The organism is Paraburkholderia sp. CI3, from assembly GCF_050436505.1.
Taxonomy (GTDB): domain Bacteria; phylum Pseudomonadota; class Gammaproteobacteria; order Burkholderiales; family Burkholderiaceae; genus Paraburkholderia; species Paraburkholderia tuberum.
The window spans coordinates 3,801,713-3,815,202 of record NZ_JBNDMI010000004.1 but is presented as its reverse complement, the minus strand read 5'-3'; the positions used below and the strand labels follow the sequence as shown (position 1 = coordinate 3,815,202).

General features: G+C 65.2%; 13 protein-coding genes and 1 pseudogene. 9 read left to right on the top strand and 5 right to left on the bottom strand.

The window, feature by feature from the left end; translation table 11 throughout:
* Positions 1-91 precede the first annotated feature (91 nt).
* From ureA to ureG, 6 genes and pseudogenes are all read left to right on the top strand, one after another.
* The gene (gene ureA, locus OKW29_RS39005; protein WP_008923043.1) at positions 92-394 is read left to right on the top strand and encodes an urease subunit gamma; all 303 of its coding nucleotides are present in this window, start codon (positions 92-94) and stop codon (positions 392-394) included.
* 25 nt (positions 395-419) lie between these two features.
* Complete coding sequence (locus OKW29_RS39000) at positions 420-725, top strand: urease subunit beta (protein WP_018419648.1); 306 nt, start codon at positions 420-422, stop codon at positions 723-725.
* Positions 726-812: 87 nt separating this feature from the next.
* Positions 813-2,519, top strand: coding sequence for an urease subunit alpha (gene ureC / locus OKW29_RS38995; RefSeq protein ID WP_187611811.1), 1,707 nt, complete (start codon positions 813-815; stop codon positions 2,517-2,519).
* Positions 2,520-2,521: 2 nt separating this feature from the next.
* Positions 2,522-3,158, top strand: a pseudogene (ureE, locus tag OKW29_RS38990) (urease accessory protein UreE).
* Entirely contained in the window at positions 3,145-3,825 is a 681-nt protein-coding gene (locus tag OKW29_RS38985) for an urease accessory protein UreF (RefSeq protein WP_429295009.1), read from the top strand. Before ureE ends, OKW29_RS38985 begins: the two are co-directional and overlap by 14 nt.
* Before the next feature lie 20 nt (positions 3,826-3,845).
* Positions 3,846-4,508, top strand: a complete 663-nt coding sequence (gene ureG / locus OKW29_RS38980) for an urease accessory protein UreG (RefSeq protein ID WP_184020910.1) — start codon at positions 3,846-3,848, stop codon at positions 4,506-4,508.
* A gap of 12 nt (positions 4,509-4,520) precedes the next feature.
* Here the strand turns inward: ureG and OKW29_RS38975 are convergent, their stop codons facing one another.
* The 5 genes from OKW29_RS38975 to OKW29_RS38955 form a co-directional block, all read right to left on the bottom strand.
* A complete protein-coding gene (locus OKW29_RS38975; protein WP_429294636.1) occupies positions 4,521-4,721 on the bottom strand; it encodes a hypothetical protein in 201 nt (66 codons plus the stop codon).
* 75 nt (positions 4,722-4,796) lie between these two features.
* The gene (gene waaA, locus OKW29_RS38970; protein WP_429294635.1) at positions 4,797-6,110 is read right to left on the bottom strand and encodes a lipid IV(A) 3-deoxy-D-manno-octulosonic acid transferase; all 1,314 of its coding nucleotides are present in this window, start codon (positions 6,108-6,110) and stop codon (positions 4,797-4,799) included.
* 88 nt (positions 6,111-6,198) lie between these two features.
* Positions 6,199-7,083 (bottom strand): Kdo hydroxylase family protein, encoded by an 885-nt coding sequence (locus OKW29_RS38965; RefSeq protein WP_184020906.1) that lies wholly within the window; start codon positions 7,081-7,083, stop codon positions 6,199-6,201.
* An 80-nt stretch (positions 7,084-7,163) separates the two neighbouring features.
* Positions 7,164-8,165: a lipopolysaccharide heptosyltransferase I gene (waaC, locus tag OKW29_RS38960; RefSeq protein WP_429294634.1), complete on the bottom strand. Its 1,002-nt coding sequence runs from the start codon at positions 8,163-8,165 to the stop codon at positions 7,164-7,166.
* A 175-nt stretch (positions 8,166-8,340) separates the two neighbouring features.
* Positions 8,341-9,735 carry a phosphomannomutase/phosphoglucomutase gene (locus tag OKW29_RS38955; protein WP_187615958.1) on the bottom strand — a complete coding sequence of 465 codons (1,395 nt, stop codon included), beginning with the start codon at positions 9,733-9,735 and terminating at the stop codon, positions 8,341-8,343.
* A 342-nt stretch (positions 9,736-10,077) separates the two neighbouring features.
* On the opposite strand from OKW29_RS38955, the gene OKW29_RS38950 reads away from it, so the two are divergent.
* The 3 genes from OKW29_RS38950 (at position 10,078) to OKW29_RS38940 (ending at position 13,477) form a co-directional block, all read left to right on the top strand.
* Positions 10,078-11,340 (top strand): oligosaccharide flippase family protein, encoded by a 1,263-nt coding sequence (locus tag OKW29_RS38950; RefSeq protein ID WP_429294633.1) that lies wholly within the window; start codon positions 10,078-10,080, stop codon positions 11,338-11,340.
* Positions 11,337-12,167 (top strand): glycosyltransferase, encoded by an 831-nt coding sequence (locus OKW29_RS38945; protein ID WP_429294632.1) that lies wholly within the window; start codon positions 11,337-11,339, stop codon positions 12,165-12,167. Before OKW29_RS38950 ends, OKW29_RS38945 begins: the two co-directional genes overlap by 4 nt.
* A 161-nt stretch (positions 12,168-12,328) precedes the next feature.
* On the top strand, positions 12,329-13,477 hold the full coding sequence (locus tag OKW29_RS38940; protein WP_429294631.1) for a glycosyltransferase family 4 protein: 1,149 nt from the start codon (positions 12,329-12,331) through the stop codon (positions 13,475-13,477).
* The last annotated feature ends 13 nt before the right edge of the window (positions 13,478-13,490 follow it).

Sequence of the window (13,490 nt, the reverse complement as noted above, 5' to 3'; positions counted from 1 at the left end):
GTGACCGGCTGATCGCGCGACGCCAGGACCCCGTCTCCGCGACGCGACCACGACGCCGCCACGACACATCAAACGCCGAGACCCACACCCGATGAAGCTGACACCTCGCGAGAAGGACAAGCTGCTGATCTTCACCGCCGCGCTGCTCGCCGAACGGCGCCGCGCGCGCGGCCTCAAGCTGAACTATCCGGAGGCGGTCGCCTTCATCACCGCCGCGCTGATGGAAGCCGCACGCGACGGCAAGAGCGTCGCCGAGGTGATGCACTATGGCACCACGCTGCTCACGCGCGCCGACGTGATGGAGGGCGTGCCCGAGATGATCCCCGACATCCAGGTCGAAGCGACGTTTCCCGACGGCACCAAGCTCGTCACCGTCCATCACCCGATTCCCTGAACTCCTCTTCGTCAAGGCAGGCCCCATGATTCCCGGCGAACTCCTCATCGACGACGGCGAGCACGAACTGAACGCGGGCCGCGCGACGGTCACGGTGGTCGTGTCGAATACCGGCGACCGTCCCGTGCAGATCGGCTCGCATTATCATTTCTACGAGGTGAACGACGCGCTGTCGTTCGATCGCGAAGCGGCGCGCGGCTTTCGCCTGAATATCGCGGCGGGCACCGCGGTGCGCTTCGAGCCCGGTCAGGAGCGCACGGTCGAACTCGTCGCGCTGGCCGGCGAGCGCATCGTCTACGGCTTCAACGGCAAGGTGATGGGCAAGCTGTGATGCGCTGCCCGCGCCCTGGCGTTTCGACCGCCCTGCTCCGCCTTGCCTTGCCTGTCGCTCGCTTGTAGCTCATTCCGGACCCACACCATGACACTACGCATTGGCCGCCGCGCGTACGCGGAGATGTTCGGCCCCACCACCGGCGACCGCGTGCGCCTCGCCGACACCGAACTGCTGATCGAGATCGAGCGCGACTTCACGACCTACGGCGAAGAGGTCAAGTTCGGCGGCGGCAAGGTGATTCGCGACGGCATGGGCCAGTCGCAGCGCGTGCATGCCGAGGTCGTCGATACCGTCGTGACGAACGCGGTGATCCTCGATCACTGGGGCGTCGTGAAGGCCGACATCGGCATCAAGGACGGCCGCATCGCGGCGATCGGCAAGGCCGGCAATCCCGACATCCAGCCGAACGTGACGATCGCGATTGGCGCGGCCACCGAAGTGATCGCGGGCGAAGGGCTGATCGTGACCGCGGGCGGCATCGATACGCACATCCACTTCATCAGCCCGCAGCAGATCGAGGAAGCGCTCGCGAGCGGCGTGACGACGATGCTCGGCGGCGGCACCGGCCCCGCGACCGGTACGAATGCGACCACCTGCACACCGGGGCCATGGCATCTCGAACGCATGCTGCAAGCGGCCGACGGCTATCCGATGAACCTCGGCTTTCTCGGCAAGGGCAACGTGAGCCAGCCGGCCCCGCTGACCGAACAGATCGCCGCGGGCGCGATCGGTTTGAAGCTGCACGAAGACTGGGGCACGACGCCCGCGGCGATCGACAACTGCCTTGGCGTCGCCGACGATACCGACACGCAGGTCGCGATCCACACGGATACGCTAAACGAAGCGGGCTTCGTCGAAGCGACCGTCGCCGCGTTCAAGGGCCGCACGATCCACACGTATCACACCGAAGGCGCGGGCGGCGGCCACGCCCCGGACATCATCAAGGTGTGCGGCGAAGCGAACGTGCTGCCGTCGTCGACGAATCCGACGCGGCCCTACACGGTCAACACGCTCGACGAGCATCTCGACATGCTGATGGTGTGCCATCACCTCGATCCGTCGATTGCCGAAGACATCGCGTTCGCCGAATCGCGGATTCGCCGCGAGACGATCGCCGCCGAGGACATCCTGCACGATCTCGGCGCGCTGTCGATGCTTTCTTCGGATTCGCAGGCGATGGGCCGCGTCGGCGAAGTGATCATCCGCACGTGGCAGACCGCGCACAAGATGAAGGTGCAACGCGGCGCGCTGCCCGAGGACAACGCGCGTCACGACAATTTCCGCGCGAAACGCTATGTCGCGAAGTACACGATCAATCCGGCGATCACGCACGGCATCGCGCATGAAGTCGGTTCGATCGAACCGGGCAAGTGGGCCGACCTCGTGTTCTGGGAGCCGGCGTTCTTTGGCATCAAGCCGTCGCTGATCCTGAAGGGCGGCATGATCGCGATGGCGCAGATGGGCGATCCGAATGCATCGATTCCGACGCCGCAGCCCGTGCACTATCGCGAGATGTTCGCGACCCGCGGCGGAGCGCTGGGCCGCACGTCGCTGACCTTCGTGTCGCAGTTGGCCGCCGATGCGAATGTGGCCGAACGCTATGGTTTGCACAAGCGCATCGTCGCGGTGAAGAACTGCCGCAACGTGACGAAGGCCGACATGATTCACAACGCGTGGCGCCCGAACATCAGCGTCGATCCGGAAACCTATCAGGTGATCGCCGACGGCCAGTTGCTGACCTGCGATCCGGCCACCGTGCTGCCGATGGCGCAACGCTATTTCCTGTTCTGATCATGCGTACACTGAACAAACTTCTCGCGCCGCATCTGAAGATCGCGCCGGTACTCGTCAAGCGCGCGCCGACCTTGACGCTCGCGTTCGATGAACGTCGCAAGAGCCGTCTTGCCGCGACGCTCGATGACGGCGAGGAAGTCGCATTGCTGTTGCCGCGCGGCACCGTGCTGCGCGATGGCGACGTGCTCGTCGCCGATGATGGCGGGCTCGTGCGTGTCGTTGCGGCTGATGAAGCCGTGCTTGTCGTACGCGCATCGGACGCGTTGACGTTGACGCGCGCCCGCCTATCACCTCGGTAATCGTCATGCGCCGGTCGAAGTGGGCGCCGATTATCTGAAACTCGAATACGATCCGGTGCTCGCCGACATGCTCAAGCGCATCGGCGCGACGGTCGAGCAGGTGTCGCTGCCGTTTCAGCCTGAAGCCGGGGCGTATGGCGGTGGACATAAGCATGGGCACGACGAGACGTTCGCCGAGGACTATGCGATCGCGCAGCAGGTGTTTGGTGAGCATCATGGGCATGAGCATGCTCATGCCCATGATGGCTCTTCGCACTCGCACGATCACGACCATGACCACGTGCACGACGAATCGTGCGGACATGGACACCACCCGCATCGTCATGCGCATCGCTGAATTCACCGCGCTGCTGCATCTCGCGTCGCCAGCACTGCCGATTGGCGCGTTCAGCTATTCGCAGGGTCTCGAAGCGGCGATTGAAGCGCAGCTCATCACCGATGCCAACTCCGCGCGCATATGGATCGAACGCGGCCTGACCGACGTGCTCGCGCGCGGCGAGTTGCCGTTCCTCGCGCAGCAGATTGAACGCTGGCGCACGCACGACGCCGTGGAACTCGCCGACGCCAACGCCGAATTCCTCGCGAGTCGCGAGTCCGCCGAATTGCGCCGCGAAACGGAGCAGATGGGCTGGTCGCTGCGACAGCTGTGTGTGTCGCTCGAATGGGGCGACGTGGCGAGGCGCGAAACGCTCGCGTCGCTGACGCCACTCGCGCAGCCGAGCGCGTTCGCATTCGCCGCTCACGCGCACGATGCTCCGGTCGATGCCGCGCTCGCCGCCTATGCGTTCAGCTGGGTCGAGAACCAGGCCGCCGCCGCGTTGAAGGCGGTGCCGCTCGGCCAACTCGCGGGGCAACGCATCATCGTCGCGCTGCGTGAGCCGATCGATGCGGCCGTCGCGCGCGCGCTCGCGACCTCGCGTGACGACCTCAACACGTTCGCGCCGCAGCTCGGCATTCTGTCGGCGCGCCACGAGTCGCAGTATTCGCGGCTCTTCCGCTCGTAGCACGATTCCCACGATCCATCATGAACGCATCTCATCATTCCGCTTCCCATACCGCGAGCCAGATCCGCACGAAGAAGCTGCCGCCGCTGCGCGTGGGCGTCGGCGGCCCGGTTGGCTCGGGCAAGACCACGCTGCTCGAAATGCTGTGCAAGGCGATGCGCGACCAGTACGACCTCGTCGCGATCACGAACGACATCTATACGAAAGAGGATCAGCGTCTGCTGACCGTCGCGGGCGCGCTGCCGGCCGAGCGCATCATGGGCGTCGAGACGGGCGGCTGCCCGCACACCGCGATCCGCGAGGACGCATCGATCAACCTCGAAGCGGTCGACCGCATGCTCACGCGTTTTCCGGATGCGGACATCGTGTTCATCGAATCGGGCGGCGACAACCTCGCGGCGACTTTCAGCCCGGAGCTGTCGGACCTGACGATCTACGTGATCGACGTCGCGGGCGGCGAGAAGATTCCGCGCAAGGGCGGACCCGGCATCACGAAGTCGGATCTGCTCGTGATCAATAAGACCGATCTCGCGCCGCTGGTTGGCGCGAACCTCGACGTGATGGCATCGGACGCGAAGAAGATGCGCGGCGAGCGACCGTTTGTGATGTGTAATCTGAAGGCGCTCGAGGGTCTTGATGATGTGGTGAAGTTTATTGAAAAGAAGGGGTTGTTGAAGGTGTAAGCAAGTGACGCTTCACTCGCCAGGATGGCATTCGCGCAGGAATGCCATCATTTCGGTGCCATCCTTCGATAGATAGAAGCGCACCATCTTTTCGTTGAAGTCGGCCGCGCGATGAGCGGGCACGCTGATCACATCGATACCGTTTGCCATCAGCACGCCGTTCATCATGAAGCGCGACTTGCGCTTGTTGCCGTCGAAGAAAAACTGCTGCAACGCGCCGAACAGGAAGAACGCGCAGCCGCGTTCTCGGGCGTCCCTTTTTTGCTAACCGCGGCATCACAGTCACCCCTACTCCGGCAACAACGCCGCCAACACATCCACCGTCCTCGCCGTCGCCCCGCGATGCCTCGCCGCAAACGCGGCAGCCGCACCGCCCATCGCGAGCCGCCGCGACTTGTCGCCGAACAGCTCGCGCAGCGCGCGCGACAGATCGGCCGGGTCCTGCACCTGCACGGCGGCACCGGCCGCGACCGCATCGGCGGTGGCTTGCGTGAAGTTGAAAACGTGCGGCCCGATCAGCACCGGCACGCCGACCGCGCACGCTTCGATCAGGTTCTGTCCGCCAAGCGGCAACAGACTGCCGCCGATAAACGCAAGATCCGACGCCGCGTAGTAAGCGCCCAACTCGCCCATCGAATCGCCGAGCAGCACGTTCACGTCGCGAGGCAGCGGCGCCGCGCCATCGTCGGCGATGCGCGCCGCCGACGCGACCTTCGCATCGGGCGCCCAACTCGATCGGCGTTCGAGCCGCAACCCCGCTTTCTCGACGAGCGCCGCGACTTCATTGAAGCGCTGCGGATGACGCGGCACCAGAATCAGCAGCGCATCGTCGATGCCGAGCGCCGCGAACGCCTCGAGCACGAGCGCTTCTTCGCCCTCGCGCGTGCTCGCCGCGACCCACACGGGCCGCGTGCCGATCGCCGCGCGCCACGCGTGGCCGCGTGCCGCGAGTTCGGGCGGCGTGCTCATGTCGAACTTCAGATTGCCGAGCACCGCGACATTGCGCGCGCCGAGCGAGGTCAACCGCTCGGCGTCGGACGGACTCTGCGCGAGCACGCGCGCGAAGCCGCCGAACACGTCCTTCGTCGCACCGCCGAATTTCGCCGCGCGCTTGAACGAACGTGCCGACATCCGCGCGTTGGTCAGCACGAGCGGCACGTCGGCGCGACGGCACTCGTCGATCAGGGTCGGCCACACCTCGGTTTCCATCACGAGACCGAGCGACGGCCGCCACCCGCGCAAGAAGCGCCGTACCGCATGCGGCATGTCGTACGGTAGATAACTGCGCAACACCCGGTCGCCGAAAATCTCAATGCCGGTCGCGCGACCGCTCGGCGTCATGTGCGTAAGCAGAATGCGCGCGTCGGGGCGCGCCTTCGTCAGCGCATCGATCAGCGGCTGCGCGGCGCGCGTCTCGCCGACCGACACCGCATGCACCCAGATCAACGGCGCGCTGTCCTCCGGCAAGCGTCCGCGCGAATAACCGAAGCGCTCGCCGATATGCTCGCGATAACCGCGCTCCTTACGCGAACGGATCAACAGACGCAGCACCGCCAGCGGCGCGATGAGCCACCAGAGCGCGCGATAGATCGCCCTTAGCATCGGCGCCCCGCGTGATTCGGAAAGCGCAGCGCGCTCACGCGCGCGATGCGGGCCGGCATCTGCCCGGCCCTCGAATCGACCGCCGCGCTCAAACCAGCGCCCTGCCCTTCAGGCGCTCGAGAATGCCGAGCGGCGCGCATTCCGGCTGCGCCATCGCCTTCACTGGCAGGAAGAAAGTCTGCTCCAGCATGAACTGGCCGGACATCACCGCATGCGAGGTCTGGTCGGAGAAGCACACCCACACGCTGCCCGGTGGAAACGGCATGGTCTGTTGCGGGCTCGTCTTCTGATAGTCGAGGTCGGCCTTCATGCCGTCGTGCAGACTGAGCATCAGATGATCGTATTCGCTGCGCAGCGATTTGGTCACGTGCAGCAGGTTCAGCAGCCACGCGGAGCCGGGCATCTGCGGCTTGATACGCGGCAGGAAGCGCTGCGCCATGTCCTCGAACGGCTCGCCGACGCGCCATACGCGCGGCACGCCATGCGGATTGACGTTGGTGAACACGCGCAGGATGCGCTCGCCGTAGTTCGGCCGCGACGGAAACGCGTCGACGTGCAGACGGCTATCGTCCTTGCGCCACGAGGTTTCGCGAGTCTCGACCTGATGCAGCCGCAGGCTCGTCGGCGCGACCCGCAGCTTGCCGCTGTACTCGGGAAAGAGCCCGTCGACGAGCGTGCGCGCATTCGCCTGATAACGCGCGATCAACGCGCGCACCGCCGATTGCGTGACCGCATCGCCGGCCACGCCATGCAGCGCGCCGCCGTTCGGTTCGAGGCTGATGTTCTTGCGGTTCGGATCGGCGAGCGCCGGGTCGAGCAGCGCCTGCTCGCCACCGTCGATCGCGAAGCGCAGGTTCGGGAAGTACAGCACCTTGCCGCGCTCGACGCCGGCGAGCAGCGTCTCTCGAGGCACGGACAGGTTGCAGCCGTGCCAGTCGGCGTTCGCTACTTCGATGATCTGGGTTTCGTTCATGGTCGCCCTTTGGAACGGAGGGTGCGCAAGGCGAAGCGCACCGACAGGATGCAGCAGGTGCTGATGCCGGCCGGCCCGGGTTACAACAGCCCGAAGCCGGCAAGCACCGACTTCACCTGCTGCAGCGTAGGCGGCTGCCCCGCCGCGCCGAGATTGACGACGTTCGGCGACCAGTAGCCGCCGGTGCGCCACGCGGTCGAGAAATTGTACAACTCGACCGTGGGCCGCTTCAGCGCCGCCGCGATATGGACCAGACCTGTGTCAACCCCGACCGTCGCGGCCGCGCCATCGATCAGCCCCACCACCGCCGGCAGCGACAGCTTCGGCGGCACGATCGCGGCCGCGCCGAACTCCTTCGCGAGCCGCTCGCTGGTCGCGCGCTCGGCGTCGCTGCCCCACGGCAGCACGATCGACGCGCCGCGCCGCACCAGCGCCTGCCCGAGTTCGATCCACACGGCATCGGGCCACTGCTTGTCGGCGCGCGAAGTCGCGTGCACGAACACCACGTACGGCACCGGCAGATTCAGATTCGCCTGCGACAGCGCGAGCGCGGCACGGCCCGTGTCGAGACCGAAGTCGATGTCGTCGGTGGGTTGCGGCGGCGGATCGTTCAGCGCCGCGGCCACCAGTTGACGCGTGCGTTCGACCACGTGCGTGCGCGGCGCGATCGGCACGCGCCGCCCGTAGAAAAAGCGCACCGGCCATTCGTAGCCGGCGCCTTCGGTACGGTTGCCGAGGCCGACGAGCGGTCCGCGCGCCATGTTCGCGAGCCACGCGGTCTTGATGAGGCCCTGGCAGTCGATCACCAGATCGTAGTGCTCGGCGGCGAGCGCGCGGCGAAACGCGCCGATCTCGCGCCAGTTGTCGACGGACAGGATGCGCTTGCGCCAGCGCCGCAGCGACACCGGAATCGCGCGCCGCACGCCGCTCACGAGTTCCACGAGCCCGACGAAGCTTTCCTCGACGAGCCAGTCGATCTGCGCGTCGGGATGACGGCGCCGGATGTCGGCGATCACGGGCATGTTGTGAACGACGTCGCCCAGCGACGACACCCTCACGATCAGTATCTTTTGCGCGCTCAAGAGTGAGAAAACCGGCTATCCGGCTCGAAGATGCGTTGAAAGGACCGCAATTCTAGCGCGCCGTCCATGAAAGACATGAAAAACGCGGCGCGGTAAGGCAACCCGCGCCGCGTTCGGTAGGGGCGACGCTTCGAGCTGTCTTAACGACCTTCGAAGCGCAGCGCCGCATCAGCCGTCAGAACGGCAGTTTCGCATCGGCCTTCTCCGCGAGAATCACGCGGCGGAAGTCGTCCTGGATGCGTTTGAGCGCCGCGTCGTTGTCGGCCTCGAAACGCATCACCACGACCGGCGTCGTGTTCGACGAACGCGCGAGGCCGAAGCCGTCCGGATACTCGACGCGCAGACCGTCGATCTTCACGACGTTGTCCGCGCCGGTGAACTTCGCGTTCTGCTGCATACGCGCGATCAGCTCGAAGTTCTCGCCTTCCTCGAGTTTCAGCTGCAGCTCGGGCGTGGAGTGCGAGTTCGGCAGCGAGTTCAGCAGCTTGCTCGGGTCGGCGACACGCGTGAGGATCTCGAGCAGACGCGCTCCCGTGTACAGGCCGTCGTCGAAACCATACCAGCGGTCCTTGAAGAACACGTGGCCACTCATTTCGCCAGCCAGCGGCGCGCCGGTTTCGCGCAGCTTCGCCTTCACGAGCGAGTGGCCGGTCTTCCACATCAGCGGCTCGCCGCCCTTGTCCTTGACCCACTTCGCGAGATTGCGCGTGCACTTCACGTCGTAAATGATCTGCGCGCCCTTGTTGCGCGACAGCACTTCTTCGGCGAACAGCATCAGCTGACGGTCCGGGTAGATGATCTGGCCATCTTTGGTGACGACGCCGAGGCGGTCGCCGTCGCCGTCGAACGCGAAGCCGATTTCCGCATCCGTTTCCTTCAACGCGCGAATCACGTCTACGAGGTTCTCCGGGTGCGCCGGGTCCGGGTGGTGATTCGGGAAGTTGCCGTCGACTTCGGTGAACAGTTCGACGAGTTCGCAGCCGAGCTTCCTGAACAGCTTCGGCGCGAGCCCACCGGCCACGCCGTTGCCGGTATCGACGACGATCTTGATCGGACGCGCGAGCTTCACGTCGCTCGCGATGCGCTCGAGATACGCGTCGGCGATGTCGTACTCGGCGTAGCTGCCGCTGCCGTCGGCGAAGTTCTCGTCGACGATGCGCTGATGCAGCGCGAGAATCTGCTCGCCGTAAATGGCCGCGCCGCGCAGCACCATCTTGAAGCCGTTGTAGTCCGGCGGATTATGGCTACCCGTCACGACGATGCACGAGTCGACGCGGCGCTCGCCGCCCGCCAGCTTCAACGGTACGCTCGCCGCGAAGTAGCCGACCGGTGTGGGCACCATGCCCACGTTCACGACATCGACGCCGGCCGCACGCAGGCCGTCGGACAGCGCCCCGATCAGCTCGGGGCCCGACAGGCGTCCGTCGCGCGCGACCACGACCGCGTCGCCGCCCTGCGCGCGCACTTCGCTGCCGAATGCGCGACCGATGGAACGCGCGGCGTCGGCGTCAAGCGTCTTGCCAATGACGCCACGAATGTCATACGCCTTGAAAATGGATTTGGAGATCATGTTGGCTCACTTGCGTGCAATGGAAAATTTTGACCTGCGCACCGATCTCGACCGGTAACAATCGCCGGTTAAAACGCGGTAAAAATTCGCGCTAAAAACCACGGTAATACTCACGTTAAAAACACCGGTTACCGCGCCTCGATGCGCCCTTGCCGGAAGCGGTCCGGTTCCAACTTATAATTGCGTTTTTCTGACCAGCCTGAATACCGCCATTCTAATGCTTAGACGCCCTCCCTTTGTAAAGTTGCCGTGGCTGCCGGCCGGGCGGGCGAATGCGCATAGCGCCGCATGCATGGCCGTGCGAGGCGGCTTGACCGACGCGCAGCGGCGAGCGGCCAACGGATGCTGACAGTCAAGCGCTTCGCCAATCCCGACGTCACCCGAGCGTTTACGAACATCGTCTGGCTGGGTCTCGAGCGGCTCACGCAGATCGGCGTCGCAATCGTGATCAGCGGCATGCTCGCGCGTTACTTCGGGCCCGAAACTTTCGGCAAATGGCAGTACGCGAATACGCTGCTGCTGGTGCTCTCGCCGATCACCTGGGTCTGCGGCGCGGAAATCCTCGTACCGACCATCGTCAACCGGCCGCCCGAACAACTCGGCACCGTCCTCGGCAGCGCGTTCGCGTTGCGCTTCTCCGTCTCGGCCGTTGCGCTGCTGCTCACGTGGCTCGGCATTGCGCTGCACTTCTTCGAACCGCTCGTCGGTGCGATGCTCGCCGGCCTTGCGGTGACGATGCTGTTTCGCGAGCCGTTCGTCGGCGTGATCAACGCGTGGCTGCAAAGCATGACCTACAGCAAGCCGCAATTGCTGACCAGCATGAGCACCGCGGTGATCAAGGCGGCTCTCGTCTATCTGCTGGTGCGCGCGACGGCCGCGCCCGCGCGTTTCGGCTGGCTGTGGGCGCTCGAATCGGCGGCGATCGGCGCGGTGCTGTTGCTCTACTTCATGCGCCGGCATGGCGGCAAGCTGGGCTGGCATGTCGAACGTTCGCTCTTCAGGCACTTCGCGACCGCGGGCACCGTGTTCTGGCTCGGGCTCATCTGTATGTATCTATTTCTGAAACTGGACCGGCTGATGCTCGAGCGCGCGATTTCGTTCGCCGACCTCGGTCGCTACTCGGCCGCCCAGCAGTTGAATGAAAACTGGATCACGCTCGCGCTGATGCTCGCGCAAACCATTGCGCCCGCATTCGTCTACCGCGTGCAAGGCATCGCGCAACTGCGCCGCAACATGTGGCGGCTCACCGCGCTGACCGCCGTGCTGATGGTGTGCGGCGCGTTCGTGCTCGATCTGCTCGCGGGCTTCATCATCCGCCGTGTGTTCGGGCCGGACTTCGAAGGCGCGATCGAAATCTTCCGCTGGGCCGTGTGGCTGTCGGTGCCGGCCGGCGTCGAGGCGATCGGCAATCTGGTCGTGCTCAAATATCAGGCCAAGTTCGTGTTGCTCGCCAAGTGGCTGCTCGCGCTCGCCATCGCGTTCGCGGTCAATCTGCTGGCGATCCCGCGGCTCGGCGCGTATGGCGCGCTCGTCGGCCTTGCGGCCGGCTATCTGGCGGCCGCCTCGGTCAATCTTTATTACATCCGTTTCAAATTGCGCCCATGACGAATTCATCCGCCACCGCGCAAACCACGCTCGACGACGTCGCGGTGCTGATACCCGCCTATAACGGCCAGGCGGACGTCGATTCTACGCTCGCGTCGTTCGAAGAAAGTGCGCTGGTGCACGTACTGATCGTCGATGACGGCAGCACGCCGCCGATCATCGCGCCCACGCTGCCGAACCTGAAGATCGAAGTGCTGCGCATGGCGCAGAACGGCGGTATCGAGCGTGCGCTGCGAACCGGCATCGACGCGCTCGCGCAGCGCGGCTTTCGCTATGCGGCGCGTATCGACGCGGGCGATCGCGCGGTGCCGCGGCGGCTCGCGAAGCAGCGCGCGTTCATGCAAGCGCATCCGAACGTGGCGGGCCTCGGCATGTGGACCCAGGTCGTCACGCGCGCGGGCGAGCCGCTTTTCATGCTGACGCCGCCGGCCGAGCCGAACGTGATCCGGCGCCAGCGCTTTTTCCGCTCGTGCCTCGCGCATCCGTCGATGATGCTGCGTATCGATGCCGTCCGCACAGTCGGCAACTACCGCGCCGCGTATCGTTCGGCGGAGGACCTCGATCTGTTCGTACGTCTGATGGAACGCTATGACTGCGCGAATCTGCCGGAACTCGGCCTTTTCTATGAGCTGAACGAAGGCGGCATCAGCGCGACGAAACGGCGCCGGCAGATCGGTTCGACGCTGCGTTTGCAGTTGCGCTACTTCAACGTGGCCAACCCGTACGACTGGTTGGGCCTCGCGAAGAATCTGTTGCATCTGATGCTGCCTTATCGCACGTTGCAGCGGGTCAAGCGCGCGCTGCTCACGCCGCGCGCGAACCGTTGAGTCGCGCCGCGTGTGAGCGCTGTCGTTGTCGCTGTCGCTGTCGTTGCCGCTGTCGTTGCCGCTGTCGCTGTCGCTTCATTCGCTGAGGTTCGCGCCGCATCGTAGGGTGCTGTCTTCGTATCAATGGTCCACACTTCATTCAACGCCCGGCATTTCTTCGCATGAAGCCCTCTTTCAAGTCGACGCCCGCGCTACGCATTACACTCGTTTGCAACACGGCCTGGGCAATCTATACCTATCGGCAAGGGCTGATCCGCACGCTGATCGGGCGCGGCGTCGACGTGACGGTGCTCGCGCCGCGCGACCGCACGTTCGAGTTGCTCGCCGCGATGGGCTGCCGTTGCATCGAGCTGCCGATGGCGTCGAAGGGCACGAGTCCGGGCGAAGATCTGCGCACGCTCGTCGCGCTGTATCGGCAGTACAGGACCATCCGTCCGCATGTCGTGTTTCACTACACGATCAAGCCGAACATCTACGGCTCGATCGCGGCGAAGCTGGCTGGCGTGCAGTCGGTGGCGGTCACCACCGGGCTCGGCTATGTGTTCATCCAGCACAGCCGCGCCGCGCAGATCGCCAAAAGGCTGTATCGTTTTGCGTTCCGCTTTCCGCGTGAAGTGTGGTTCCTGAATCGCGACGATCAGGCCGCGTTCATCGACGGCAAGCTGCTCGTGCATCCGGAGCGCGCGCGGCTGTTGCACGGCGAGGGCGTCGATCTCGATCAGTTCGCGTTCACGCCGCTGCGCGAGCGCGCGGAGTTTCGCTTCGTGCTGATCGGGCGGCTGCTGTGGGATAAAGGCGTCGGCGAATACGTCGAGGCGGCGCGGCAATTGCGCGCGCGCTACCGCCACGCGCGCTTTCAGCTGCTCGGGCCGGTCGGCGTCGACAATCCGAGCGCGATCACGCGCGACGAAGTCGCCGCGTGGGAACAGGAAGGCGTGATCGAATATCTGGGCGAGGCGCACGACGTGCGGCCGTTCATCGCCGATGCCGATTGCGTGGTGCTGCCGTCGTATCGCGAAGGCGTGCCGCGCACGCTGATGGAAGCGTCGGCGATGGGCCGGCCGATCGTCGCGACCGACGTGCCCGGCTGCCGCGAGGTGGTGGCCGACGGCGTCAACGGCTTGTTGTGCGAAGCGCGCAATGCGCAGAGCCTCGCCGCGAGTCTCGCGCGCATGCTCGAGATGAGCGGCGCAGAGCGGCGCGCGATGGCGGAACGCGGCCGGCAGAAAGTCGCAACCGAATTCGACGAACGCATGGTCGTCGAAACGTACAAAGACCTGGTGCAAAAAATCACGGGTGTTTTACTTTAATGGGAGCAACAGC